The organism is Sphingopyxis sp. 113P3 (genome assembly GCF_001278035.1).
GTDB lineage: Bacteria > Pseudomonadota > Alphaproteobacteria > Sphingomonadales > Sphingomonadaceae > Sphingopyxis.
The window spans coordinates 125043-149167 of the sequence record NZ_CP009453.1 but is presented as its reverse complement, the minus strand read 5'-3'; the positions used below and the strand labels follow the sequence as shown (position 1 = coordinate 149167).

The following is a 24125-nucleotide window of genomic DNA, read 5'->3' as shown; positions in this document are numbered from 1 at the left end:
TGCGTGGTCGGCGGCTAGCGGCCGCCGACCGAGAATGCCATCAGCACGTTGCCGTCGGCATTGCGCATGTCGCGACCGCCGGTGCTACCGGAACGCCCGGCATAGCCCGCGTGGACATAGACCATGCCGCCCGCGATCGTCGGACCGGCCCCGTCCATTACGCCGCCGTAGACCATTGCGCCGTTCAAAGCCTTGACCGGCTTGGTTCCGGTATCGAAATCCCAAACGATCTTCCCCGTGACGGCGTCATAGGCGCGGAAGTGGCCATCATAGCTGCCCGCAAACACCACGCCGGGCATGACGCTGATCGCCTGGCTGATCGCCCCATGACACCACCAGTTCTTCCATCGGCAGGTAGGCTTGGAACTGGTGGGCTGATTCCAGACCACGGCGCCGGTGGCGGCGTCGAGCGCCCACAGGCCCGGCTTGCCACGATCGGGATCGGGGGAGGCGATGTCCGAGACGCCAGCGTAGACGCGCGCGCCGTCGGAAGCGGTGCCGAACTCGATGCCGCCCAGCGCGCTCCCGGCCGAGAGCTGCCTCTCCCAGACGGTGGCGCCTTTGCGAGCTGGATCGAGCCCATAGATCATGCCCGATTTCTGGCCGACGAGGAGCAGCTGCCTACCGTCGGGTAGGTCGTGGAGGATTGGCGACGCGCCGATCGAGAAGTCGGGTCCGAGAGGGGATGGACAGTTGGCGGGCCGCTGCGCGGCGGGCCGGTAGCAGCCGTCGATATAGTTGTCGTCGGGGGTCAGCTGGCGCGACCAGAGCACCGCGCCGCTGTCGGCGTTCAACGCCATCACCGAATCGGCATTGTCGTAGGTCTTCTCGGTGTACGAATTGGAGGTGCCGACGTAGACGATGCGGCGCTTGGCATCGATCGTCGGCGCGACCCAGATGGCTCCGCCCGATGGCCCCCACATGTCCTTTCCGAGCCGGTTCTTCTTGAACGGCTTTGGCTCTTCCTCCGTGGTGAAGCGCTTCCACAGCACCTTCCCTGTTCGCGCATCCAGCGCGACGAGCGCGCCCCTGAACTTGCAGCACACCCAGTTGGGCGATTGTGCGAAGGCCTCGTTGCCTGACGAGATCGGCACGAAGATCTTGCCGTCCCAGTAAGTCAGCGATCCGGTCATTTGCAGGCCAGGCTGGTCGTCGACAACGGTCTTCCACAGCTGCTTGCCGGTGTCGGCGTCGAGCGCGACTGCGGACTTGGTCCAATCGGAAAAGAACAGCGCCGTCCGCGCGCCGGAACCGGGCGGCAATGCCGCGATGGCCACACTGGTACGGGTGGCCGCGCCCGCGGCATGGCGCCAGTAGACACAGCCCGTTTTGGCATTGAGCGCATAGACTGCGCCCGACATCGAGGTGACGAACAAGCGGTCGCCGATGACGGTTGCTTGTCCATTTTTGGCCCCCGGATACTGGAACGCCCATTTGAGCTTTAGCTTGGGGACGTCGCCAGCCTTGAGGCCGGGATTGGGCTGATAGCGGTTGTTGGTCTTGCTGATGCTCCAGCCGTTCCATTGGTCGCGCGCCGCGAGGTCGATCGGTGGGGGGGCGGATTTGCATTTCGGTGCGTCGAGTGGCGTGCCCTCGACCCCGTCGCCCCAGATCGCCTTGACGTCGACGTCCTGATCCGCCGCGGCGGCCTCGGGCGCTTTGCTCACGTGACGGGCGATCGCGGTCATCTCCGCCAAGCTGAGCCCTTCCGCCATCGGGGCCATCGCGCCTGTGCGCATCGAAGCCAGGATGAAGCTGACAGGGTTCTTCGAAAGGACCTCGCGGCTGGGCGTGCGCTCGACCGCGTTCTCGTGGCACGCAGCGCATCGCGCTTGGTAAAGCGCCGCGCCGTCAGCGGCCGCGGCCGTCGCGTGAGCCGCCGGCATGTCCTGCGTAGTGGCCGGGCTCCTCGGCGCTGACTGCGCGGCCGCCGAGGTGCCCGATGTTTGGGCATAGGTGATGGAGGCGATCAGCGCGAGCCCCGCCGAGGCCGCTGCGGTTATGCCGGTGCGGTGAGTCGTCCAGGCCATCAATAGTGATCCGTGTAGCGCCCGACGCGGCAGTCGAAGCCTTCGGGAGGCGTGGTCAGCTTGAAGCGGCTCGGCTTGCTGCCCTTGGGGTGCGACGCGAGCGTGGTCAGCGCCCACAGGTTGAATTCGTCGGTTTTGGGCTGCGGCCAGCGGTGCCCGTACTGCCCGGTGCAGGCGACATGGACCACTCCCGGAATGGAGCTAAAGTAGTTCGCCCCCGCCTGGGTCGATGGGCGATAGTCGGAGCAGAGCCCGATTGGCGGGCCGCAGTCCCACAGATCCTTTTCGCCGCCCCACACGGTGACGACGATCATCGGCTCGAGCCGGTGCGGCAACGGATAGGGTCCGACGCGCCCCTGCCAGATCTTGTTCGGCTCGGCCGCCACCATCGCCCGGGTGTCCATAAAGGATCTCGACGAACCGTCGTCCTGAGTGACGTACCACTCACCGGAAATCGGCAGGCCGCCGGCCCAAAATCCGGAATCGAACGTCAGCGCGCGGTTGGTCATGGTACCGCCGGCCGAAATGCCGCCGAGATAGAGCCGCTTGCGATCCAGCTTCCATTTGGTGCCGACACAGCGAACCATTCTTTGAAAGAAGCGCACATCCGGGCCGGCATCGGTTTTGAAGACGTCTCCGGAAACGCCGCCCGCTCGGCCGTCCCGCCAAGGATTCCAAGTCCATCCGTTGCGGCCCGGCCCATTGCAGGCACCCGCGGCCAGGTCGGGATCCTGCTTGGCGCATTCCCGAATAGGCGCAATGACCATGAACCCGGCTTCGGCGAGCTTGGCGTTGTTGCCGCTGCGCGGCACATTGAGGTTCCAATTGGTCGCTTCGACCGTGCCGACCATCGGCACCCACACCGGCGCGGGTCCGCGGCTCTCGCCCTTGGGCGGCACGATCACGAAGGCGCGCTTCTCGCCATCGGACGGAAAATCGGTGTTGAGGCCGGCCTTCGGCGTAAAGCCCTCGGGACAGTGCCATTCCTTCTCGGCGGCGCTAGCAGGCGTCGCAGTTGCTATGCAGAACGCAAGCGCTGCGGCGACGAGACCATTCGGCGTAAACTCGACCATGTCAGCCTCTCCGGACTTGAAGCGACGAGACATACCGATTTTCTTAATCCTGTCCAGCAGGCCTTTTTTCGCGGCACATAATAGCGGACCCGTCTTCTCGTTCTTGGAGCAAAGGAAAGCAAGCGCGCCGTTGATGCTTTATTCGCGGTCACCATCGGCGCTTCGGTGACAAGATGGCCGTGTCCGCGAAAGTGCACCGCCTCGATCGATGGCGCGCTCGGTGCACATGGCCAGACCGCAGACGGACAAAGAGCGGTTTGAGTACGCGCTCAGACTTGCCCTCGGGCAGCACCTCGCCGGGGCCATCGGTCTGGCCTCGGTTGCGCGTCCTCCGAGCAAACGGCAGATCATGAGACCTCGGAGCATTGCGAGATTCTGAAAAAAGGATCAAAGTCACCAAGGCCGTAACGGCATTATGCATATGATGACATGCATAATTTCTCAATGCGATTGACTTCAATTTGTTGTGCGGGCTACTGACCGCTCAAGTCGGCCCCCTCCTCCCCACGGGTAAATGCCGCGCGAACGAAGCGCATTCGCGCGCCGGCACCTGACGATTTCGACGACACGCATCGAAGAGGGCCGGCAACAGGTCCAATGTGGAGGAGGAAATGATGGTGAAATCGCGTTGGAAATTTGCCGCGTCTGCGCTCGCGCTAGCGATCGCAGCTCCCGCCTTTGGTCAGAGCGTGCAAGACACCCCTCCCGAGGTCGAGAACGAGATCGTCGTCACCGGCACCTATATTCAGGGCACGGCCAAGGACACGGCTATCCCCCTCTCGGTGGTTAGCCAGGAAGATATCGAGAAGCGCGGTTCGCCTTCGGTGCTCGATCTCATCAAGACCCTTCCGATCGCTGGGCCGGTGCTTGGCGACACAAACCAGTTCAACGCCGCGGCCAACGTCCGGAACGGCGGAGGCACGATCAATATCCGTTCCTTGGGGGCGCAGCGAACGCTTGTGCTGCTCAACGGACGCCGGTTCGCCGCCGGCACGGCCGATACGAACCTTCTTCCCATCGCCGCGATCGGCCGTGTGGAAGTGCTCAAGGACGGCGCGGCTGCCACCTACGGGTCCGATGCCATCGCCGGTGTCGCGAACTTCATCACGCGCACCAACGTCGATGGTCTCGAGGGGTCGGTAGACTATCGTTATGTGCCCGGATCCGATGGCGGGGACTACTCGGGCAGCCTGCTCTACGGCTACGAAGGCGACGGAGTGAGGGTTCTCCTCAGCGGCGCCTATCAGCACCGAGCCGAACTCAGCGTGTTGGAGCGAGACTGGGTTCTGCAGCCCTATCTCACGAGCCCCGCAGGATGGTCGGGTACGGGCAACCCCGGCGCCTACACAGCTTACAGCGGTCCCGGCGGCACCGGGACCAGCTTCGGCTACAACATCGATGCGAATTGCACGGCGGTGGGCGGGTTCTCGGGCTTCGCGGGCACCGCACCCGTTTGCTACTATCAGTATATGCCCTTCGACAACCTGGTCGAAAACACCGATCAGTACCAGTTCTATGGCGAAGTGACCGTGGCACTCTCGGACAGCATCGATTTTCGCGTCGAGGCTTTATACGCAAGCACCAAGCTGCCCGACTACCGTGTCACCTCGGGCTATTTGGCAAGCAACGGCCCCACCGGACCGGGCACCTCGTTCATCGTTCCCTCGTCCAACCCCGGCTTCAACACCTTTCTCGCCCTCTTCAGACATTTGGCGGTGAGCGAGTAAGGCTTGAAATCTGCCTATCTCAGGTCGAGACGTCGAACCTGACATAGGGGGCGAACTCAGGCGCAAGAGTGCCACGGGTGTGCCTGTTTCAAGGGAAGCTCGGTCTGGGCTGGTGGAGGTGCTAAATGACTGATTTAGACCGACGAGGGCTACTAGTAACTGCTGGCATCGTTTCTGTCATAGTGTCGACTGGAGCAGCATCTGCCTGCTCGCCTGCGGACACCGCCGTTACCCAGTTACCCGCGAAATTCTTTGCGAAAGTCGCTGTCGGTCGCCTCGTTGAAGCTAAGGCCGAGCTTACAACGACTGTCACTCTCTCCCTCGTTACGAGCGAAGGTGCGCAATTGTTCAAGGGACCCTACGAAGTTGCTGAAGCGGTTCATAGACTATTGAACGTTGAAGGTTTTTCAATGATCGGCGACACTCAAGATAACGCAGTAGGTGGATTTTATTGGGCGAGCATGGGTCCATGGCTATGCAGCGACATGGTCAAAGGCGAGGTTCCGCAACTCACCATAAATAATTGCCAAGGCGGCCTGATGGATCCGGTACTCAACGTGTTTGTCGGGCTTGAAGGATCTTCAGCCATTAGCAGAGTGCTTATCTTAGAAAATCGACGGCTTTCTGGACAGATGACCACGGATTATCCGCCACCTCCCATCGAGAAATAGGACTCCATCGATTTGCGGCTACCTTTCTTTACGTCGCCCCAGTGCGTAACGGTAGATCTTCGATCTCATTCGGTTGATAAAGGTGCCATTCCGCTCTCCACCCAATTTCGGTCGATCACGCCATTCTAACGCCGCCTCAAAGCGGCCGACCGAATAGGTCGGTCGACCGCTTGCTGTGTCAGATTTCGGTGCGCTCCGCCAACAGTAAGGCATCCTCGAGGTCGACACCAAGGTACCGAACCGTGTTTTCGATCTTGGTGTGGCCGAGCAGAATTTGGATAGCTCGGATATTGCCGGTGGCACGGTAGATCATCGCAGCTTTCGTTCGCCGCAGCGAGTGAGTGCCGTACTCAGCCTTACGCAAACCGATGGCGGTCACCCACTCATCGACGAGGCGGGCATACTGGCGTGTGCTCATATGGCCATGGAGATCGACGCGGCTCGGAAATAGATAATCGTGAGCCGAACCGCCGCGTCGCTCTAGCCAGGCGATCAGAGTCGCGCGAACATCCGCTGTCAGTTCGAATTGGACGGGACGGTTGGTCTTTTGCTGGATGACAATGGCGCGATTGCGAATGTCCGCGCCAGCAACGACATCGCCAATCTTGACCTTGACGAGATCACAGCCACGCAGTTTGCTGTCGATCGCGAGATCGAAGAGAGCCTTGTCCCGGAGACGGCCTTCGCGATCTAGGTGGAAGCGTATCGCCCAGATTTGCTTCTGCGTCAGAGGTCGCTTGGTGCCAACGGTCTTGCCGGCGTTCCAGGCTGCACGGGCTTGTATTGCGGGGTCAAATCGAGAGTATCCCATGGTTCATCTCCTCGGCCGTCATTGGCCAAGCGGGGAACGCTGAAAGAGGAGGCTTTTGGGCCGCAAGCGGACTGGCGGCTTATAGGCGCTGCGACCTTGAAATCCGACAATCAACTGCCATCCGACGGGATCCCTCCTGACTATTTGGGTTCCTGGATTGGTGTTGCGAGCTTCAAGTACGAAAGTTCAGCGGTAAGCTTAATCGCGCTAGTGGTTTCCGGTCGGAAGCTGGATCTCGAAAGTACTTCCTTCGCCAGGTACGCTGCTTACCAGCCGGATTGTCCCGCCATGCAGTTCGGCAAGTTGCTTGACGAGGGCCAGCCCGATTCCCAGCCCGTCGCCTATCACGACCATTCCTGCATTGGATTGCTCGAAGAGCTCGAAAATGCGCGACTGCTGGTCGGCTGGGATGCCGACACCGTTGTCGGAAACGACAATGCTGGCGCTGTTTCCGCTGCCACTTGCGGTGACCTCGATGCGCCCGCCCTTCGGCGTGTACCGTGCCGCATTGCCAACGACATTGCTGACCATCTGAATGAAGCGCGCCTTGTCGACGTCGAGTAGTATCGGCTGTTCCGGAACGTTCACTGCGAGCGTGTGATTCCCTGACTCGATTGCCGGAACCGCGACTTCCAGCGCGGAGGGAAGGATGTCGGCCAGCAGCACTTTCTCCCGGCGCAGCGAGATTTTTCCGTGCTCGATGCGGTTGATGTCGAGCAGGTCGTCGACGAGACGGGTCATGTGCCCGAGATGCTGCCGCATCGACGTGCGGACGTTTCCAATGACCTCCGGATCCCTTTTCCTCTCCAGAATGCTGAGACCGGCGGCAAGGACCGCCAACGGATTGCGCAACTCGTGCGCCAGCACCGCGAGAAACCGGTTTTTCTGCTGATCGGCAGCCTGTAGCGCAGCGCTGAGCGTTGCGAGTTCGTCGCGCTGGGCGGTGATCTGCTGCCGCTGGGCATACAGGTCCAGGAAGACATTCGATTTGGAGCGCAGGATGTCGGCTTCGATCGGCTTTTGGATGAAATCGACCGCTCCCGCCTCGTAACCTCGAAAGCGGCGTGCGGCATCGCCGCTTCCCGCCGTCACGAAAATGATCGGGATATGCCGCGATCGCTCGTTCGCGCGCATTATCTCGGCCAGTTCGAACCCGTCCATGCCGGGCATCTGCACGTCGAGCAGCGCCAGCGCATAATCGTTCGCCAGCATCAGTTCGAGCGCATCTTCGCCGCTGCGCGCCAAATGCAGCTCCAGCCCTTCGCGCGCAAGCAAGGCTTCGAGCGCGACGAGGTTTTCCTCGAGATCGTCGACCAACAGGAATTTGACGTTGTTGGTCATAGCGCGATCATGGCCTCCAGCGCAGGGTGGATGTCTTCCAACCGCATCGCTTGCGAACCCGGGGCCGCGGCAAGCGCAGCGTGGGGCATTGTCGCCACTTCCGCCGAGGCCGGATCCTGTACGATACCTTTCCCGCCTGCCGCACATATAGCGCGCAATCCCGCTGCGCCATCGCTGTTCGCTCCCGTCAGGACAATCCCGGCCAGCTCGCTTCCGAACGCGTCTGCCGCGCTTTCGAACAGCACGTCGATTGCGGGTCGCGAGTGATTGACCGGCTCGTCCGAGGATAGAGCGAGCGAGCCGCCCGCCTCGACGAGAAGATGATAATCGGACGGCGCGAAATAGATCGTTCCCGGTTCCAGCGGCTCCTTATCCTCCGCTTCCTTTACAGGGATGCGGCATTTGTCGGCGAACAGATCGACCAAGGCGTTATCGCGCCGTGGCGGGATATGGACGACGACGATGACGGGAATGGGAAAGTCCACGGGCAAGGCCGGCAGCACCTGCGAAAGGGCCTGCACGCCGCCCGCCGACGCGCCGATGACGACTGCCTGAAGGCTCACCGAGTGTTCCTTCGATAGATCTTTTCCTCGCGCACGAACTCCGAGAACATGTCGGCGTGGGCCGAGAAGCGCAGGCTTTCCTTCGACCCGACGCCTAGGAATCCGCCGCGCGCGAGCGATTCGCCGAACAGTCCCACGACCCGGTCCTGCAATTCGCGGTCGAAGTAGATCAGCACGTTGCGGCATGAAACGAGGTGCATCTCGCCGAACGCGGCGTCGGTCACCAGGCTATGATCGGAGAAAACGGCTCGTTCGCGCAGGGCCTTGTCAAACACGGCCCTGTCGTAGTCCGCGGTATAGTATTCAGATAAAGATGAATGTCCGCCGGACTGGCGATGGTTTTCCGTGAACTGGCGGATCCGGTCCAGCGGATAAATGCCCGCCTGCGCCGCGCGCAGCGCCGCCGGGTTGATGTCCGTTGCGTAGAAGATGGTACGGTCGGCCAGCCCTTCCTCGGCGAAGAGGATCGCCAGCGAATAAAGCTCCTCGCCATGGCTGCATCCCGCGACCCATACCTTGAGCGAGGGGTAGGTCCTGAGGTGAGGCACGACGCTTTCGCGCAGGGCGCGAAAATACGAAGGGTCGCGAAACATCTCGCTCACCTGAACGGTGAGGAAGTTTAGCAAACGCGGCAGGATCGTCTCGTCGTGCAGGACGGCCGACTGGATGTCGGAAATGCTGTCGTAGCCCAACTGTGTCCGCGCCTGCAGCAGCCGCCGCTTGATTGAGGCGCGGGCATAGTGCCGAAAATCGTAGTGATAATGCCGATAGAGTGCGTCCAGCAGAAGCTGGATCTCGATGTCCTCGATGCTCTCGTTCGCAGCACCGGCGTCCGTCATTCTGGTGCGCATCACCTGGGCATCCATACCCGTACCAGTGAAAGCAACTTGTCCACGTCGATCGGCTTTGACATGTAATCGTTGGCGCCCGCATCGATGCATTTCTGCTGGTCGTCGGGCATGGCCTTGGCGGTGAGCATGACAATGGGCAGCTTCTTCCAGCGCGCATCGGCACGGATGGCGCGAGCGGCGGTGAGGCCGTCCATCACCGGCATCATGACGTCCATCAGCACCAAGTCGATCGTGTTGTCAGGATCGCCCGCCGCTTCCTCCAGCGCATCGATCGCCTCCTGCCCGTTGCGCGCGATCCGCGTCAGTGCGCCGCGGGGCTCCAGAACGCTGGTGAGCGAGTAGACGTTGCGCACGTCATCCTCGACGATGAGGATGCGGCGGCCTTCGAGCGCCGCATCACGGTGACGCGCTTTCTCGATCATCTGGCGCTGTTCGGCAGGCAAGTCGGAAACGACCTGGTGCAGGAACAGCGAAACCTCGTCCAGCAGGCGCTCGGGCGACTTGGCGCCCTTGATAATGATGGAACTGGAATAACGACGCAGGCGCTGCTCCTCGTCGGCCGAAAGGTCCCGCCCGGTGTAGACGATTACCGGAGGAAGCGGACCCTCGCCTTCCTCGCTTAGCGTCTCGAGCAGGGAAAAGCCGGTGGCATCGGGCAGCGCGAGGTCGAGGACCATGCAATCGTACTGGCCGCCGCGCAGTTCCTCCAGACATTCGGCGACCGTGCCGACGCCGACAGTCTCGACATCCTGCGATCCGAGCAGCTGACTGACCGCCTCACGCTGGACCGCGTCGTCCTCGACGATGAGCACACGCCGAACGCGCGATGCCAGTTTCTGCTGCAGCATGGCCAGCACCTCTGCCAGCCGTTCGCGGGGGGCGGGCTTTTCAAGGAAGCCGATCGCACCCAATGCCATCGCTGTCTGGGCCTGGTCCGAACCGGAGATAACGTGGATCGGTATGTGCCGTGTCCTGTCTTCATGCTTGAGCCGGTCCAGAACGGTAAGGCCCGACTGATCGGGCAGACCGATGTCGAGCACGATGGCGCTGGGCCGGTACTCGCGGGCAAGGTCGATCGCTTCCTGCGCGGTGCCGGCCACGAGGCATTCGAAACCCATTTCGCGTGACAGGTCGCACACGATACCGGCAAATCTGCTGTCGTCCTCGATCACGAGCAATACGCGCTTGTCACCGGACAGGACCGCCCGGTCGTCGTCGATGACCGGCCCCTTGGGTGTCGTATTGGTCCGGCCCTTCGGCCTGGTCGCGGCTTGTACAGTTGCCGGGGCTGTTGCCGGCGGTTCCTTACCCGCCGGCGCGGCAGCGCGCGGCGCGACGGTGGCGGGATCGTAAGTGGCAGGCACGTCCACGATGAACGTGCTTCCCTTGCCTTCTTCGCTCGTGACCCGGATCGTTCCGCCCAGCAGGCGGACCAGTTCGCGCGAAATCGAGAGGCCGAGCCCGGTGCCGCCGAACTTGCGGCTGATTGTGCCGTCGGCCTGGCGGAAGGCGTCGAATATCGCGTCGCGCTGCTCCGGTGCGATGCCGATCCCGGTGTCGGCGACCGCGAATTCGATCTGGTCGTCATCCTTGCTGGAGATCGACAGGGTAACGCTGCCCCGTTCGGTGAACTTGATCGCGTTCGAAAGCAGGTTCTTGAGTACCTGTTCCAGCCGCTGTCGATCGGTCTCGATGGAACGCGGCGCATCGTCGGCAAGCGCGATGTCGAGTTCCAGCCCACGCTGCTGCGCCAGCGGCTCGAACATCTTTCGCAGGTCCGAAGCGAGCCGCTCCGTGGAGACCTGGGTCGCCTGGATCTCGACGTGACCCGCCTCGATTTTCGACAGATCGAGGATGTCGTTGATAAGGGTCAGGAGGTCGTTGCCCGAAGATTCGATCGTGCGGGCAAACTTGACCTGTTCGGCCGAAAGGTTGCCGTCGGCATTGTCGCCCAGCAGCTTGGAAAGGATCAGCAGCGAATTGAGCGGCGTGCGCAGCTCGTGGCTCATGTTGGCAAGGAAGTCAGACTTGTACTGGCTGGCCTGCTCAAGCTCGCGAGCCTTAAGCTGCAGCGAGGCAGCGGCGCGCGAAAGCTCGTCACGCTGGCCCTCCAGAGCCTGCGCTTGTTCTTCAAGCTGGCTGTTGGTCTGTTCCAGTTCGACCTGCTGCAGTTCCAGCCGGGCTTGCGTTTCCTTCAACGCATTCCCCTGCTCCTCCAGTTCCTCGTTGGAGACCCGCAATTCCTCGCTTTGCGCCTGCAGTTCGCTAGCCTGGCGCTGCGTTTCCTCCAGCGCGTCCTGCAGGCGCTCGCGGAAACGCGCCGAGCGCAGGGCGACGCCGATCGAGCCTGAAACGGTATCGAGCAGTTCTCGTACCCGGTCATCCACCGCATCGAAAAATCCGAGTTCGATGACGGCATTGACCGAACCTTCATTGAAAGCCGGGGCGACCACGAGATGGCGCGGCGTATCGCTGCCAAGTGCGGAACCGATCTTGAGATAACCGTCCGGGATATCCGCAAGCTCGGTCGGGTGTCCGTCTGCCGCCACCTTGCCGAGCAAGCCTTCGTTGAAGGCAAACGTTTCGGGCACCGCTGCCGCGTCGGTCACCCCGAGCATGGCTGCACGGTTGAACGTGCCTCCTTCTCCCTTGAAGATCGCGCCTACGTTAGCCCCGGTCCTCTCGGCGAGGAAGGCAAGCACCGCGGCGCCCAGCTGCGGGACAGTCTTCTCGCCGCGCATCGCTTCGCTAAGCTCCACCTGCGCGGTTTGCAGCCAACGCTGACGTTCGCGCAGGCGGTTTCCGCGCATGAGCAGCAGGAATATCGCGATGGTCAAGGCGATGCCAATAAGGCTAGTGACCATGGCGCTGACGAGCGTTGCACTGGACGCCGCAGCCAGTTCGGCGATGCGCTGCTGGCGCTCTGTCGTCTCCGCGCGGTTTCTCTGCGCCATCTCCAAACGGATCGCATCCATCGCGATCTTGCCCTGGTCGCTGTCGATCATCGCGATCGCCGGATCGAAGCCCTGATCGCGACGAGTCTCGATGGCCAACCGGGAGAAACGGAGTTTTTCGTCGATCAGGGTCCGGAGCCGGTCGAGGTCCTCATCCTCGGCGGCATTGTCATTTGCAAAAGCTTCCAACTTCCCCAGGTTTTGTCGCGCGCTGGCAGCTCCGGTTCGATAAGCTTCAAGATATTGGTCTTTGCCGGTCAGGACATAGCCTCTGCTACCAGTTTCCACGCCGAGCACCGCTATCATGAGCTCATCGAGCGACGTCAGCACCTCGTGCGTAACGCGGATCCGTTCCTCGTTCTCGCGCATGCTGAGGACGTTCGAATACGAAAGGATCGCGCTGACCAGGAAGAAGCCGATCCCGGCAACGAGGCCGACGATAGACCACCAGGAATTCGTGTCGCGGAATTTCCGCTTGGAGGCAGCATCTTGCAAGAGTTTGAAATCCTTTAGTCGTGCCAAGGCCATAACGGCGGACGATAATTCGAAGCAACCTCTTCCTCAGTCTCTAATGGCATGTAGCGTCAGTTTGCACCTTTTTGATGAGCGTCGCGATTGTATCGAGCCTCTGGATGCCGAGCCGTGATCAGATCGCTGTGTGCCGCCCTTGGAATAGTGACGTGACCCCCGATTTTCCTCCACGCTGGATTAGAGTCCGCCCCTGAGTGTCTGACCCGAAACTAAGGTGGGTGATATCAGCAGGTTAGCTTGACGCCGTGCCTTGCCGTTGATTCAGGAGGTTTTGCGAAGAACTTCCGGAGATCAGCGATGTGGACCGATACCACCCGCGCGCATCATTCGCGCAAAGGCCTCGCCCTGCCAAGCGATTTGACCGATGGTGAGTGGGCCGTTCTGGAGCCCTTTTTCCCGCCGCCATCGCAGACTGGGCGGCCTCGCAAATGGCCAGTCCGGCGCATTGTCGAGGCGATCCTTTACCTGCTTCGCGGCGGGTTGCCCTGGCGGATGCTGCCCCCCTGTTTTCCGCCGGCCTCGACCGTGCAGCGCTGGTTCTACTTATGGCGCGATGCGGGCCTGTGGGAACGGATCAACCATTATCTGCTGCAAGACCTACGCACCGCCCAGGGCCGTGAGGCTTCGCCCAGTGCCGGTGTAATCGACAGCCAAAGCGTCAAGACGACCGAAAGCGGAGGTCCGCAGGGCTATGATGCAGGTAAAAAGATCAAGGGGCGCAAGCGTCATATCGTGACCGATACCGAAGGTAATCTGGTTCATGCCGTGGTCCACACCGCCGATATCCAGGACCGTGACGGTGCTCCGCTGCTGCTGGCCGAGATCGTCCGCTCGTTCCCATGGCTGCGGCACGTCTTCGCCGATGGCGGCTATGCCGGGAAGAAGCTCAGGGGTAGCCTCGCCCGGCTCGGGCAGTGGACCATCGAGATCATCAAACGGTCCGACAGGGCAAAGGGCTTCGAAATCCTGCCGCGACGCTGGGTGGTCGAGCGGACATTCGCCTGGCTCGGCCGCAACCGTCGCCTTGCAAAGGACTTCGAACAGACCCTCGCATCGGCCCGCTGCTGGCTGTTCACCGCTTCCGTCCAGCTCCTCACTCGACGCATCGTACGTCTATGAAAATACAGCCGATAGTTTCGAGTCAGACTCTGATTGTAGGTATGGAGGTCGAATTTCTGGAAACGCATGATCATCTCCTGGACACGAAGAATAGCCTTTTTGTACGTCAATCTCAACCCAAGGAGAGAAGTTATAGAGAGATTAGCAAGTTTACAGAAAAACGATAAACTGCCATAACCTCGCTATGGATCCACGCCGCAACCCCTTCGCGCCCGGTGCCGGCACGCGTCCTCCCGAGCTCGCCGGTCGAGACGCACTGCTCGAACGCAATGCGGTTGCCCTAGACCGGATCCGCATGGGCCGCGCCGCGCGCCCCAGCGTTCTCTACGGCCTGCGCGGCGTGGGCAAGACCGTTCTGCTGACGGCGATGCGGGACGCTGCGGAAGGGGAGGGCATGGCGATCGTCGCGATCGAGGCACCGGAAAACCGGTCCCTTCCTGGCATTCTGGTGCCCGCCCTTCGGGCCACGCTGCTGAGGCTTGATCGCATGAAGCAGGCTTCGGAGGGCGTCAGGCGGGCGCTTCGGGCGCTGGCGGGATTCGCGAAGCTCAAAGTCAAATATGATGATCTCGAAGTCGGGCTCGATTTCGACGTTGAGCCAGGCCTAGCCGACAGCGGCGACCTGGAAGCCGATCTCGCCGATCTGATGGTGGCGATCGGTGAGGCGGCGCGAGAGAAGGGATCGGCCGTCGTACTCGTGATCGACGAACTCCAATATGTCCCGGAAGAGCAATTGGCCGCTTTGATCAGTGCCCTCCATCGCGCCAGTCAGAAGCAGCTTCCGTCACAATGATCGCCGCCGGCCTGCCGCAACTTGTCGGGCAGCTGGGCCGGGCCAAGTCCTATGCGGAACGGCTTTTCGAGTTTGCCGCCGTGGGCCCACTCGATGATGCGGCCGCCCGCGATGCCATTCGGCTTCCAATCAAGCGGGAAGAAGAAACCGTCAATGATGCGGCTCTGGATGCAATTCTCCAGCAGACCCAAGGCTATCCTTACTTCCTGCAGGAATGGGGAAAGCATAGTTGGGATGCTGCCATAGCCTCCCCGATTACTGGTGACGATGTCGCGGCTGCAACGCGCAGCGCTCTTGCCGAACTGGACGCCAGCTTCTTTCGTGTGCGGTTCGATCGTCTGACACCGGCGGAGAAGCGATATCTGCGCGCAATGGCCGAGCTTGGCGCTGGGCCCCACCGATCGGGTGACATCGCAGAAGCGCTAAGCGTGAAGGTGTCGAGCGTGGCGCCGACGCGAAACAGCCTTAGTGTCTGACCCGAAACTAAGGTGGGTGATATCAGCAGGTTAGCTTGACGCCGTGCCTTGCCGTTGATTCAGGAGGTTTTGCGAAGAACTTCCGGAGATCAGCGATGTGGACCGATACCACCCGCGCGCATCATTCGCGCAAAGGCCTCGCCCTGCCAAGCGATTTGACCGATGGTGAGTGGGCCGTTCTGGAGCCCTTTTTCCCGCCGCCATCGCAGACTGGGCGGCCTCGCAAATGGCCAGTCCGGCGCATTGTCGAGGCGATCCTTTACCTGCTTCGCGGCGGGTTGCCCTGGCGGATGCTGCCCCCCTGTTTTCCGCCGGCCTCGACCGTGCAGCGCTGGTTCTACTTATGGCGCGATGCGGGCCTGTGGGAACGGATCAACCATTATCTGCTGCAAGACCTACGCACCGCCCAGGGCCGTGAGGCTTCGCCCAGTGCCGGTGTAATCGACAGCCAAAGCGTCAAGACGACCGAAAGCGGAGGTCCGCAGGGCTATGATGCAGGTAAAAAGATCAAGGGGCGCAAGCGTCATATCGTGACCGATACCGAAGGTAATCTGGTTCATGCCGTGGTCCACACCGCCGATATCCAGGACCGTGACGGTGCTCCGCTGCTGCTGGCCGAGATCGTCCGCTCGTTCCCATGGCTGCGGCACGTCTTCGCCGATGGCGGCTATGCCGGGAAGAAGCTCAGGGGTAGCCTCGCCCGGCTCGGGCAGTGGACCATCGAGATCATCAAACGGTCCGACAGGGCAAAGGGCTTCGAAATCCTGCCGCGACGCTGGGTGGTCGAGCGGACATTCGCCTGGCTCGGCCGCAACCGTCGCCTTGCAAAGGACTTCGAACAGACCCTCGCATCGGCCCGCTGCTGGCTGTTCACCGCTTCCGTCCAGCTCCTCACTCGACGCATCGTACGTCTATGAAAATACAGCCGATAGTTTCGAGTCAGACTCTGAGAGAAGGACGGACGAGATGAAGCGAACGAGGTTTTCTGAAGAGCAGATCATTGGCGTGCTGAAGGAAGCGGAGGCGGGGGCGAAGACCGCGGACCTGGCCCGCCGACACGGTGTGTCGGAAGCGACGATCTACAACTGGAAGGCGAAGTACGGCGGACTGGAGGTGTCCGAGGCAAAGCGGCTGCGCTCGCTCGAGGATGAGAACGGCAGGCTCAAGCGCTTGTTGGCCGATGCGATGCTGAACAACGCTGCGCTGAAGGATCTTCTGACAAAAAAGTTCTGACGCCCGCCGCGAAGCGGGAAGCTGTTGCTCATCTCCAGGATTGTCACGGGATGAGCGAGCGGCGGGCGTGTCATGTGATCGGAGCCGACCGTAAGAGCGTGCGATATCGCTCCCAGCGGGCTGACGATGCCGAGCTTCGCGAGAAGCTGCGCGAGCTGGCGAACCAGCGACGCCGGTTCGGCTATCGTCGCCTGCATATCCTGCTGCGCCGGGAGGGGGTGATGATCAACCGCAAGAAAACCCAGCGTCTTTACCGTGAGGAGGGATTGGCGGTCAGGCGACGCCGGAGCCGCAAGCGTGCTGTTGGAACACGGGCGCCTGCTCCGGTGCTGGCCCTACCGAACCAGCGCTGGAGCCTCGACTTCGTGCACGACCAAATGGCGTCAGGACGACGGTTCCGCGTGCTGAACGTGGTCGATGACGTGACCCGGGAGTGCCTTGCGGCGGTGCCCGACACATCGATCTCAGGCGGCCGTGTCGTGCGCGAGTTGACGGAGCTGATCGCACAGCGCGGCAAACCGGGGATGATCGTCAGCGACAACGTCCTAGGTCGGGAAGCAGCGGCGGGAAACGGCCAGCAGGTCTCGTTGCGCCGATCATGATCGGCGCTGGTTGCGTTCTGATCCAGATGGCTTCCATCGTCAAGGAATGCGCTCTCGGCCATAGCAAACACAGGATCCAGCGGCCGCGCGGGTCGTGGTCCTCACCGTCCTTAAAATGAGATGCGGATGCCAGATGGAAGGCCCGAACATTATCTACAGGGTCGCCGTAGCGCCCTCACGGCACAGCAGAGAGGGGTCCTTCCATCTGGTGTCCGCCCGTTCGACGAACGGACGGTACTCGGCTCCCGTCTTGATGACGGCGTGCGCAACGCGCGCCATCTTAGCGGTGAGTGCAGTCATCGCCTTGCGGCGGCGATCAGGGTCGTTGCCGTGGCCGGCCACATAGCGACCAAGCTTGTCGCGAAAACTGTTGTCGCGTTGGCGAACGGCGACCTGGGTCGCCATCCAGAAGGTGCGGCGTAGCCGGGCATTGCCGTACTTCGAGAGCTTGGTCCGGCCACGGAAGGTGCCTGACTGACAGGTCGCCAGGTCGAGCCCGCAGAACTTGAGGAACTGGCGATGGTGGGCGAAGCGGCGAAGATCGCCGGCTTCGGCAAGGATGGTGAGCGCGTTGATCGGCCCGATCCCGGGGATCATGCGCAGGAGCTGGTAATCGCGGTTCTCGGCCAGCATGGCGTGGGCAGTTCGCTCGATCTCGTCGCGCTGCCGGATCAGGCTGCGTGCTTGAGCTATGACCATGCGGAACATGGCGATCGCGACGGAGTCCTCGTCGATCGGCAGTGCCACAGAGGCGGAGGCCGTCTCGTAAATGTCGTTGATCAACCGTGCCTTGGACACCTTGCGACCGACGAGGGACCAGGCTTCGCGCGTAAAGCCCTCCTGACCGAGCGCTGTGATGCTGGTCGGCGTCGGGAACCGCTCGAGCAGCGCGAGGAACCAATCTGACCGGCTGTTACCGGCGAAGCGCTCGATCTCAGGAAAATACAGCGGCAGGTAGTGCGTCAGGATCCGGTGCCAGGTCTGGGTCTTGGCCTTCGAGATAGCTTCGTGCGTCTTCGACATCTCCTGCAGGTCGTTGATCCCGGCGACGAGCGGATCGACGTAACGCTGGGTGGCGCCGATCCGCAGCATGTGCAGGATCACCTGCGCATCCTTGGAATCGTTCTTGTCCCAGCCATTGTGCAACGCCTCGCGAGTGCGAGCCAGCGCGACTGACGAAATCAGGCGCAGCTCGAAGCCTGCGGTCAGCAACCGATGCGCCAGGGTGCGATGGTAGTTGCCAGTGGCCTCAAAGCCGACGACGATCGGGCGCCCTATACTGCCGAGCTCACGGGCGAGGCGATCGTAGTCCGCCTTGGTGCACATGATTGTCATGCGCCGGCGGCGGCCGCCTTCAGGGCGTTCGATCAGCACCTCCTGCCGGTGCTTCGACATATCGATGGCTACCAGCACGGCGTCGGCGGGAGTAGAACTGCGCTTGGTCATGGTCGGTCCGTCTCCAAAGTGTTGAGTCGACAACTTCACTTTAGAGACCTGCTGGCCGGTCATGGCCGCCTTGATGAAGCCGGCGGGCGCTACGCGCCCTTGTCTTCATCAAGGCAACGCGGCCCTTCGAGGGGCCGCTTCCCAATGTGCTACGGGACCGAACTCACGAGCAATGCGGTGCTGGCATGGTGCGGGGAGATCGGCGTTGAGCGGCACTACATCGCGCCGGGCAAGCCGATGCAGAACGGCTACGTCGAGAGCTTCAACGGCCGCATGCGCGACGAACTGCTCAACGAGACGCTGTTCCTCAGCCTTGCCCACGCCCGGGTCGAGATCGCCGCCTGGGTCGAGGACTACAATCGGGAGAGACCACACTCATCCCTTGGATACGCAACACCGGCGGCGTTCGCCGCCGAACTGGATAAGCAATGGACTGATTCGCTACGCCCTCCGGGCTCCGCTACGCAGCCCATTGCTTCAACCGCGCTCAAGCGCAAAACAACCGCGCGGCTCTAATCCCAGTTGGGGGAAAGCCGGGGGTCACGTCACGAACTGCCAGACAATTGACAGCGCTAACTAACAGATAATTCCGACTGCGGCACCTTTTCCTATCCGCCGAAAGCAAAGGCTCGAGATCGGTCGCTAGGAAACCGAATAGCAAGGAGCCGGGAAGGCCTTCTACAATGCGACATTCCAATTCCCTCGCGATGGCAAGTTTGGCGTCACCGCATGGAGCGGGAGCGTTCTGATCGGCGGGCGGTATGGCATCGCACTCCTTTTTTCCGTTATGGCCGAAAAGATGAGTCGCTCCATGTGCGAAGGCCGCTAAGATCTTTGCAGCTAGCGTATCTTGATCGACGATCGCTGGATATCGGGACCCCTGCGGGCACTTTATCGATGTTGCCCCGACCCGGGGCAAAAATTAGAGGATGAACGATGGCTAAAAAAGTTCAGACGACCGCCCATGACATCAACCCCGACCCGATCATCGTGAAGCCAGTTCCCAACGTGGACAAAACCGGTCCTTTCGGTGGCCGCGCGATCGACAAGGGGGAGCGGCCACGCGGCCCGGCGGGCGACAATTCGCTGCACCACCACAACCCGGGTCTGGGCGAGACCGATTTCGACACCGAGCTGGGCAATGCTGGCGAAGTGCATCAGCAGGTGCCCGATAGCGGCGATCATAGCGATACGGTGGCGCATCTCACCGACAACCACGGCCATCGCATTGCGGACAACCAGAACAGCCTCAAAGCCGGCGCGCGCGGGCCGACACTGCTGGAAGACTTCGTTCTGCGCGAGAAGATCTTTCACTTCGATCACGAACGTATCCCCGAGCGTATCGTCCACGCCCGCGGTTCCGGCGCGCACGGCGTGTTCGAAGTCACCAAGGCGATCCCCGAACTGACCAAGGCCAAGCTATTCTCCAAGGCCGGCAACAGCTGCCCCGTGTTCACCCGTTTCTCCACCGTCGCGGGCGGCGCTGGATCGGTCGACACCCCGCGCGACGTGCGCGGCTTTGCGGTCAAGCTCTACACCGAAGACGGCAACTGGGACCTGGTCGGCAACAACATCCCGGTGTTCTTCATCCAGGACGCGATCAAGTTCCCCGACCTCGTCCATTCGGTGAAGATGGAGGCCGATCGCGGCTATCCGCAAGCGGCCAGCGCGCATGACACGTTCTGGGATTTCATCAGCCTGATGCCCGAGTCCATGCACATGATCATGTGGGCGATGTCCGACCGCGCGATCCCGCGCACGCTGCGCAACATGGAAGGGTTCGGCGTCCACACCTTCCGGCTCGTCAATGCCGAGGGCAAGGGCAGCTTCGTCAAGTTCCACTGGAAGCCGGTGCTGGGCCTTGCCTCCACCACTTGGGATGAGGCAGTGAAGCTGGCCGGGGCCGACCCCGATTTCCACCGCCGCGATCTCCACGAAGCGATCGATGGCGGGCACTATCCGGCATGGGACCTGGGCATCCAGGTGTTCGACGAGGCGTGGGCCGCCAAGCAGCCCTATGACGTGCTCGATGCGACCAAGCTGATTCCCGAAGAGGAAATCCCGGTCGACATCATCGGGCGCATGACGCTGAACCGTAATGTCGACAATTTCTTTGCCGAGACCGAGCAGGTCGCCTTCCTGCCCACCAATGTGGTGCCGGGGATCGATTTCTCGAACGATCCGCTGCTGCAAGGGCGGCTGTTCAGCTATCTCGACACGCAGAAATCGCGGCTGGGCACGACCAATTTCCACCAGATCCCGATCAACGCGCCCAAGTGCCCGTTCCACAATTTCCAGCGCGACGGGATGATGCAGACGCTGGTGCCCACGGGCCGCGCCAATTACGAGCCCAACAGCCTTGCCGAAGCGGGCGAGGACGGCGGCCCGCGCGAATGCCCGGAAACCGGCTTCACCAGCTTTGCCGCCAATGACGAACGCAACGATGGCGGCGAGAAGCTGCGCATCCGTGCGGAAACCTTCGCCGACCACTACAGCCAGGCACGGCTGTTCTATCGTTCGCAGACCGATAACGAACAGGCGCACATCTGCTCGGCTATCGTGTTCGAGCTGTCGAAGGTGACGCTGGAGCATGTCCGCAACCGGGTGATGAGCCGTCTTCGCAATATCGACGAGGATCTGGCCAAGCGCGTGGCCGCCGGTCTGGCGATGGACCTCCCGGAAAAGGCCAAGGCCGCGAAGGAACCGATCGATATGGCGCTGTCCGATGCACTGTCGATCCAGAAGCAGGAAAAGCCCGTGTTCGAGGGCCGCTGCGTGGGCATTCTCTACGCCGAGGGTTCGGACAAGGCGATGATCGACGAGATCAAGGCGGGCGTCGAAAAGGACGGCGGTACGGTTAAGCTGGTCGCGCCCAAGGTGGGCGAGATCAAGGTCAAGGGCGGCACACTCAAGGCCGATGGCCAGCTCGCGGGCACGCCTTCGGTGGTGTTCGATGCGGTGGTCGCCATCCTGATGCCCGACCAGGCGCAGGAACTGGCCAAGGATGTGGGCGCGGTCGCCTGGTTTGCCGACGCCTGGTATCACTGCAAGACCATCGGCGCCTGTGGCGGCACGCGCGAGCATATCCTGCCCAAGGCGAATATCGAGCCTGACGCGGGCGTGCCCAAGCCGGAGGACTTCCTCAAGGTCGGCACCAAGCGCCACTGGGATCGCGAACCCAAAGTCCGCGACCTGGCCTGACCCACGCGCGGTGCCGGATCATGGAGGACAACGATCCCGTCATGGCCGGCACCGCCGATGTCTGCACGCTGTCCGAGGCACCGCTGCGCGTGCTGATCTATCTCAGCACCGCCGGCGCGCAGGAAAACGCGCAGGCCGACACCGCGCTTGCGCTCGCTCACGAAGTGCAGGCGGGCAATCGGCGCAAGGGCCTCACCGGCCTGCTGCTGGGCAACGGCAATAGCTACATGCAGGTGCTCGAAGGCAGCCCGGAGGCGGTTGGCCAGATGTTTGCCACGGTCAACCGCGATCCGCGTCACCGCGCGCTCGATGTCGTGCTTGATCAACCTGCGACGGAGCGGACATTCCCCGACACCGCCATGCTCGGGCTCGATCTCGACGCCAGCCCGCTGGACCGCCGCGCCGCGATCGAGGCGCTGATCCCGGCCGGGGCGGATCGCGATGTGCGCGAAAAGCTGCTCGCCTTCAGCGTGTTCGATTGAGGAATACGAACAAGCCAACGCGGCCGCGCGTGGCGATCATCGGGGCCGGGCCGAGCGCGGTCTATGCCCTGAAGCGGTTGATCACGTCAGAGGCACCGCTGGCGATATTGATCTTTGAATCCGGGGCGCGGCCCGGTGTGGGTACGCCCTACGATCGCCAGCAGAACTCACCGGCCATGCTGTCCAACATCGCCAGCATCGAACTGCCGCCGGTGTGCGAGACCCTGCTCGACTGGTTGCAGCGGATCCCGCCCGAAACCCGCCATGGCTGGGGCATCGGGGATGCCGACCTGCACGAACGACACTTTTTTCCGCGCGTGGTTCTGGGCGATTATTACGCCGACCAGTTTGGCGCGCTGGTGAATGAAGGCGCGGCGCGCGGCCACCGCATCACGCTGCACACGCGCACCCGCGTCAGCGATATTGTCGCGCATGAGGGCGGGGTCTGGGTGACGAGCGATGCTGTCACTCAGCAGGCCGCGCTCGCGTTCGATCATGCGATTCTGGCCACCGGGCACTCGGTGCCCAAGACACACGGGGCCGACCCGGCGGCCCTGGGGCGCAGCGTCGAGCCAAATCTTTCGGCGGACGCGATTCGGCTCGGTATCCTTGGCACCTCTCTGAGCGGAATCGACGTGGCGATCGATCATGCAATGCGGATCGGCCGTTTCAAGTCCGTGGACGGGCGCCTGACCTTTGCGCCGACCGACCAATGCGACCGGGCGCAGGGTCCGCTCATCACCATGATGTCGCGCGGCGGGCTGCTGCCCGAAGCCGATTTCTTCTGCCCGATCCCCTATCAGCCGCTGGATCTGTTTACCGACGACCGGCTGGCTGCAATCGTCATGGGCAAGGATGGCGATCTGGACCGGGCATTCGGCCTCTTCCTCGACCAGCTCGAGCGGCTCGACCCGGCGTTCCTACGATCGCTCGGGCCGGGATGCACGACGCCGGAGGGCTTTTCCAAGTGCTATGCGCAGCGCCGCAGCGACTTCGATCCGTTGGAATGGGCGCGCGGCAATCTGCTGGAAGTGCACTACAACGCGCGGCATCACCGCACCGTGCCTTGGCGTTATGCGCTGCTGCGCATGCACGAGCCGTTCGGCGCCATTGTGAAGGACTTGTCGGACGGCGACCGCGCCCGCTTCAACCGCTCGCTGAAGCGCGTGTTCGTGGACAATTATGCGGCTGTTCCGCCGCTCTCGATCGAACGGCTGATCGCGTTGCACGATGCCGGTATCCTTGCAATCCATGCGCTCGGTTCCGACTATACGATGGAGCGGGACGACAAAGGCGCCGGCTGGCACATCGCTGCGCGCGGAGTGACGCACCACTTCGATTCCATCGTCGACGCACGCGGGCAGGCCGTTCTGGGGCAGGAGGAATTTCCCTTTCCAACGCTGCGCATGCAGATCCGCGCCCTGGCCATCGCGCGGTCGGCAAGCCTCGATGAAATCGTCACCGGGAAGGGCTTCAAGCTCGGGCAACCCGGCAACCCGCTGGAACGCGTGCATTGCCTGTCGTTGCCATTTCTGCTGGGGCGCAACCCCTTCGTACAGGGGCTGACCGCTGCAGAGGAGCTGGGAACCGCGGCTGCGCATGCCATCCTGAGCGCGCTCGCCGCGAACAGCGAGCGGGGCCTGCCGATTGATATCGAAGGGGCCCTGGCATCGCTTGGCGGGCATGTGGTTTACCTGTTCGCAAGCCAAGGCCAAGCTGTCCTCGAAGCGCCGCGCAGTTAGTTGCCTTGGTGTGCTATGTAGAAAGCTGGCTCCATCGATTGAAAAACTAGCCGGCTTACCTGTCAACGAAAAATTCAATAAATCTTGCAGTAAGAGCTTAGGCCTGAAAAGGATAAGGGCCATTTAATTGCACGAAAATTCGTGACAGGTGTGCGCATACTGCCCTATGCTTATTATAGTGCGGCATTCCTACAGGTTTTTTCGCGTGAATAAGGCCGTCTGTGGGCCAGAAACACGAACGGCTGATTGCGGCGCGCAACGATGCCATGTTGGCCCGCCAGAAAGTGTGGCTGATTGAGCTAATCGATGGAACGCGCAGACAGTCGGCAAGCAAGCTATGAACCGCGCCGCCTCGTTTTGATGCGCGAACGAATGGCGGCTTTCGGTTTAAATCCGAAGGGTTCGGAATGACCGATATTGGGGCGCAAAGCGGTCGTCGCCGGCTATCGCAACACCTCGACCTTCAGCCCTTTCACCTT

The 24125-nt window shown here is 62.0% G+C and carries 14 protein-coding genes and 4 pseudogenes; 10 read left to right on the top strand and 8 right to left on the bottom strand.

The features are described 5' to 3' along the window. Nucleotides 1-14: 14 nt before the first annotated feature. Together LH20_RS22175 and LH20_RS24300 are read right to left on the bottom strand one after the other, a co-directional pair. Nucleotides 15-2030, bottom strand: a complete 2016-nt coding sequence (locus LH20_RS22175; protein ID WP_053556537.1) for an outer membrane protein assembly factor BamB family protein — start codon at nucleotides 2028-2030, stop codon at nucleotides 15-17. Beyond that, nucleotides 2030-3103, bottom strand: a complete 1074-nt coding sequence (locus LH20_RS24300) for a hypothetical protein (protein WP_321164248.1) — start codon at nucleotides 3101-3103, stop codon at nucleotides 2030-2032. The genes LH20_RS22175 and LH20_RS24300 overlap by 1 nt, the downstream gene beginning before the upstream one ends. 614 nt (nucleotides 3104-3717) lie before the next feature. On the opposite strand from LH20_RS24300, the gene LH20_RS22165 reads away from it, so the two are divergent. Next, a complete protein-coding gene (locus LH20_RS22165; protein WP_053556535.1) occupies nucleotides 3718-4830 on the top strand; it encodes a TonB-dependent receptor plug domain-containing protein in 1113 nt (370 codons plus the stop codon). Between the two features lie 125 nt (nucleotides 4831-4955). Next, nucleotides 4956-5501: a hypothetical protein gene (locus tag LH20_RS23415; protein WP_144423765.1), complete on the top strand. Its 546-nt coding sequence runs from the start codon at nucleotides 4956-4958 to the stop codon at nucleotides 5499-5501. A 178-nt stretch (nucleotides 5502-5679) separates the two neighbouring features. Here the strand turns inward: LH20_RS23415 and LH20_RS22160 are convergent, their stop codons facing one another. From LH20_RS22160 to LH20_RS22140, 5 genes are all read right to left on the bottom strand, one after another. Further along, nucleotides 5680-6312: a tyrosine-type recombinase/integrase gene (locus tag LH20_RS22160; protein ID WP_053556534.1), complete on the bottom strand. Its 633-nt coding sequence runs from the start codon at nucleotides 6310-6312 to the stop codon at nucleotides 5680-5682. 207 nt (nucleotides 6313-6519) lie between these two features. Further along, a complete protein-coding gene (locus LH20_RS22155; protein ID WP_053556533.1) occupies nucleotides 6520-7653 on the bottom strand; it encodes a hybrid sensor histidine kinase/response regulator in 1134 nt (377 codons plus the stop codon). Further along, nucleotides 7650-8216 carry a chemotaxis protein CheB gene (locus LH20_RS22150; protein ID WP_036527602.1) on the bottom strand — a complete coding sequence of 189 codons (567 nt, stop codon included), beginning with the start codon at nucleotides 8214-8216 and terminating at the stop codon, nucleotides 7650-7652. Before LH20_RS22150 ends, LH20_RS22155 begins: the two co-directional genes overlap by 4 nt. Continuing rightward, nucleotides 8213-9082, bottom strand: a complete 870-nt coding sequence (locus LH20_RS22145; protein ID WP_081799108.1) for a CheR family methyltransferase — start codon at nucleotides 9080-9082, stop codon at nucleotides 8213-8215. The genes LH20_RS22150 and LH20_RS22145 overlap by 4 nt, the downstream gene beginning before the upstream one ends. Further along, a complete protein-coding gene (locus tag LH20_RS22140; RefSeq protein WP_235527243.1) occupies nucleotides 9067-12390 on the bottom strand; it encodes a response regulator in 3324 nt (1107 codons plus the stop codon). Before LH20_RS22140 ends, LH20_RS22145 begins: the two co-directional genes overlap by 16 nt. A 459-nt stretch (nucleotides 12391-12849) precedes the next feature. Between LH20_RS22140 and LH20_RS22135 the strand changes: the two genes are divergently transcribed. The 4 genes and pseudogenes from LH20_RS22135 to LH20_RS23180 all read left to right on the top strand — a co-directional run. Further along, nucleotides 12850-13671, top strand: a complete 822-nt coding sequence (locus tag LH20_RS22135) for an IS5 family transposase (protein WP_053556532.1) — start codon at nucleotides 12850-12852, stop codon at nucleotides 13669-13671. A gap of 184 nt (nucleotides 13672-13855) precedes the next feature. Beyond that, nucleotides 13856-14931, top strand: a pseudogene (locus tag LH20_RS22130) (AAA family ATPase); the annotation flags it as partial. 104 nt (nucleotides 14932-15035) lie between these two features. Next, entirely contained in the window at nucleotides 15036-15857 is an 822-nt protein-coding gene (locus LH20_RS22125) for an IS5 family transposase (protein ID WP_053556532.1), read from the top strand. Nucleotides 15858-15906: 49 nt separating this feature from the next. After that, nucleotides 15907-16715 (top strand): annotated as a pseudogene (locus tag LH20_RS23180) (IS3 family transposase); the annotation flags it as partial. Nucleotides 16716-16924: 209 nt separating this feature from the next. On the opposite strand, the pseudogene LH20_RS22110 reads toward LH20_RS23180, so the two are convergent. Continuing rightward, nucleotides 16925-18221 (bottom strand): annotated as a pseudogene (locus LH20_RS22110) (IS110 family transposase). Between the two features lie 153 nt (nucleotides 18222-18374). On the opposite strand from LH20_RS22110, the pseudogene LH20_RS22105 reads away from it, so the two are divergent. From LH20_RS22105 to LH20_RS22090, 4 genes and pseudogenes are all read left to right on the top strand, one after another. Continuing rightward, a pseudogene (locus LH20_RS22105) lies at nucleotides 18375-18737 on the top strand (integrase core domain-containing protein); the annotation flags it as partial. Nucleotides 18738-19157: 420 nt separating this feature from the next. Further along, on the top strand, nucleotides 19158-21422 hold the full coding sequence (locus LH20_RS22100) for a catalase (RefSeq protein WP_081799113.1): 2265 nt from the start codon (nucleotides 19158-19160) through the stop codon (nucleotides 21420-21422). 20 nt (nucleotides 21423-21442) lie between these two features. After that, nucleotides 21443-21904: a BLUF domain-containing protein gene (locus LH20_RS22095; RefSeq protein ID WP_036527633.1), complete on the top strand. Its 462-nt coding sequence runs from the start codon at nucleotides 21443-21445 to the stop codon at nucleotides 21902-21904. Between the two features lie 29 nt (nucleotides 21905-21933). After that, entirely contained in the window at nucleotides 21934-23646 is a 1713-nt protein-coding gene (locus LH20_RS22090; protein WP_051586985.1) for an FAD/NAD(P)-binding protein, read from the top strand. Nucleotides 23647-24125 lie beyond the last annotated feature (479 nt).

Bases quoted from the DNA above. Each gene is read 5' to 3' on its own strand.
- LH20_RS22095 (WP_036527633.1), top strand. From the start codon at position 21,443: ATGGAGGACAACGATCCCGTCATGGCCGGCACCGCCGATGTCTGCACG.
- LH20_RS22145 (WP_081799108.1), bottom strand. From the start codon at position 9,082: ATGGATGCCCAGGTGATGCGCACCAGAATGACGGACGCCGGTGCTGCG.
- LH20_RS22125 (WP_053556532.1), top strand. From the start codon at position 15,036: ATGTGGACCGATACCACCCGCGCGCATCATTCGCGCAAAGGCCTCGCC.
- LH20_RS22160 (WP_053556534.1), bottom strand. From the start codon at position 6,312: ATGGGATACTCTCGATTTGACCCCGCAATACAAGCCCGTGCAGCCTGG.
- LH20_RS22155 (WP_053556533.1), bottom strand. From the start codon at position 7,653: ATGACCAACAACGTCAAATTCCTGTTGGTCGACGATCTCGAGGAAAAC.
- LH20_RS22140 (WP_235527243.1), bottom strand. From the start codon at position 12,390: ATGCGCGAGAACGAGGAACGGATCCGCGTTACGCACGAGGTGCTGACG.
- LH20_RS23415 (WP_144423765.1), top strand. From the start codon at position 4,956: ATGACTGATTTAGACCGACGAGGGCTACTAGTAACTGCTGGCATCGTT.
- LH20_RS22175 (WP_053556537.1), bottom strand. From the start codon at position 2,030: ATGGCCTGGACGACTCACCGCACCGGCATAACCGCAGCGGCCTCGGCG.
- LH20_RS22100 (WP_081799113.1), top strand. From the start codon at position 19,158: ATGGCTAAAAAAGTTCAGACGACCGCCCATGACATCAACCCCGACCCG.
- LH20_RS24300 (WP_321164248.1), bottom strand. From the start codon at position 3,103: ATGGTCGAGTTTACGCCGAATGGTCTCGTCGCCGCAGCGCTTGCGTTC.
- LH20_RS22135 (WP_053556532.1), top strand. From the start codon at position 12,850: ATGTGGACCGATACCACCCGCGCGCATCATTCGCGCAAAGGCCTCGCC.
- LH20_RS22165 (WP_053556535.1), top strand. From the start codon at position 3,718: ATGGTGAAATCGCGTTGGAAATTTGCCGCGTCTGCGCTCGCGCTAGCG.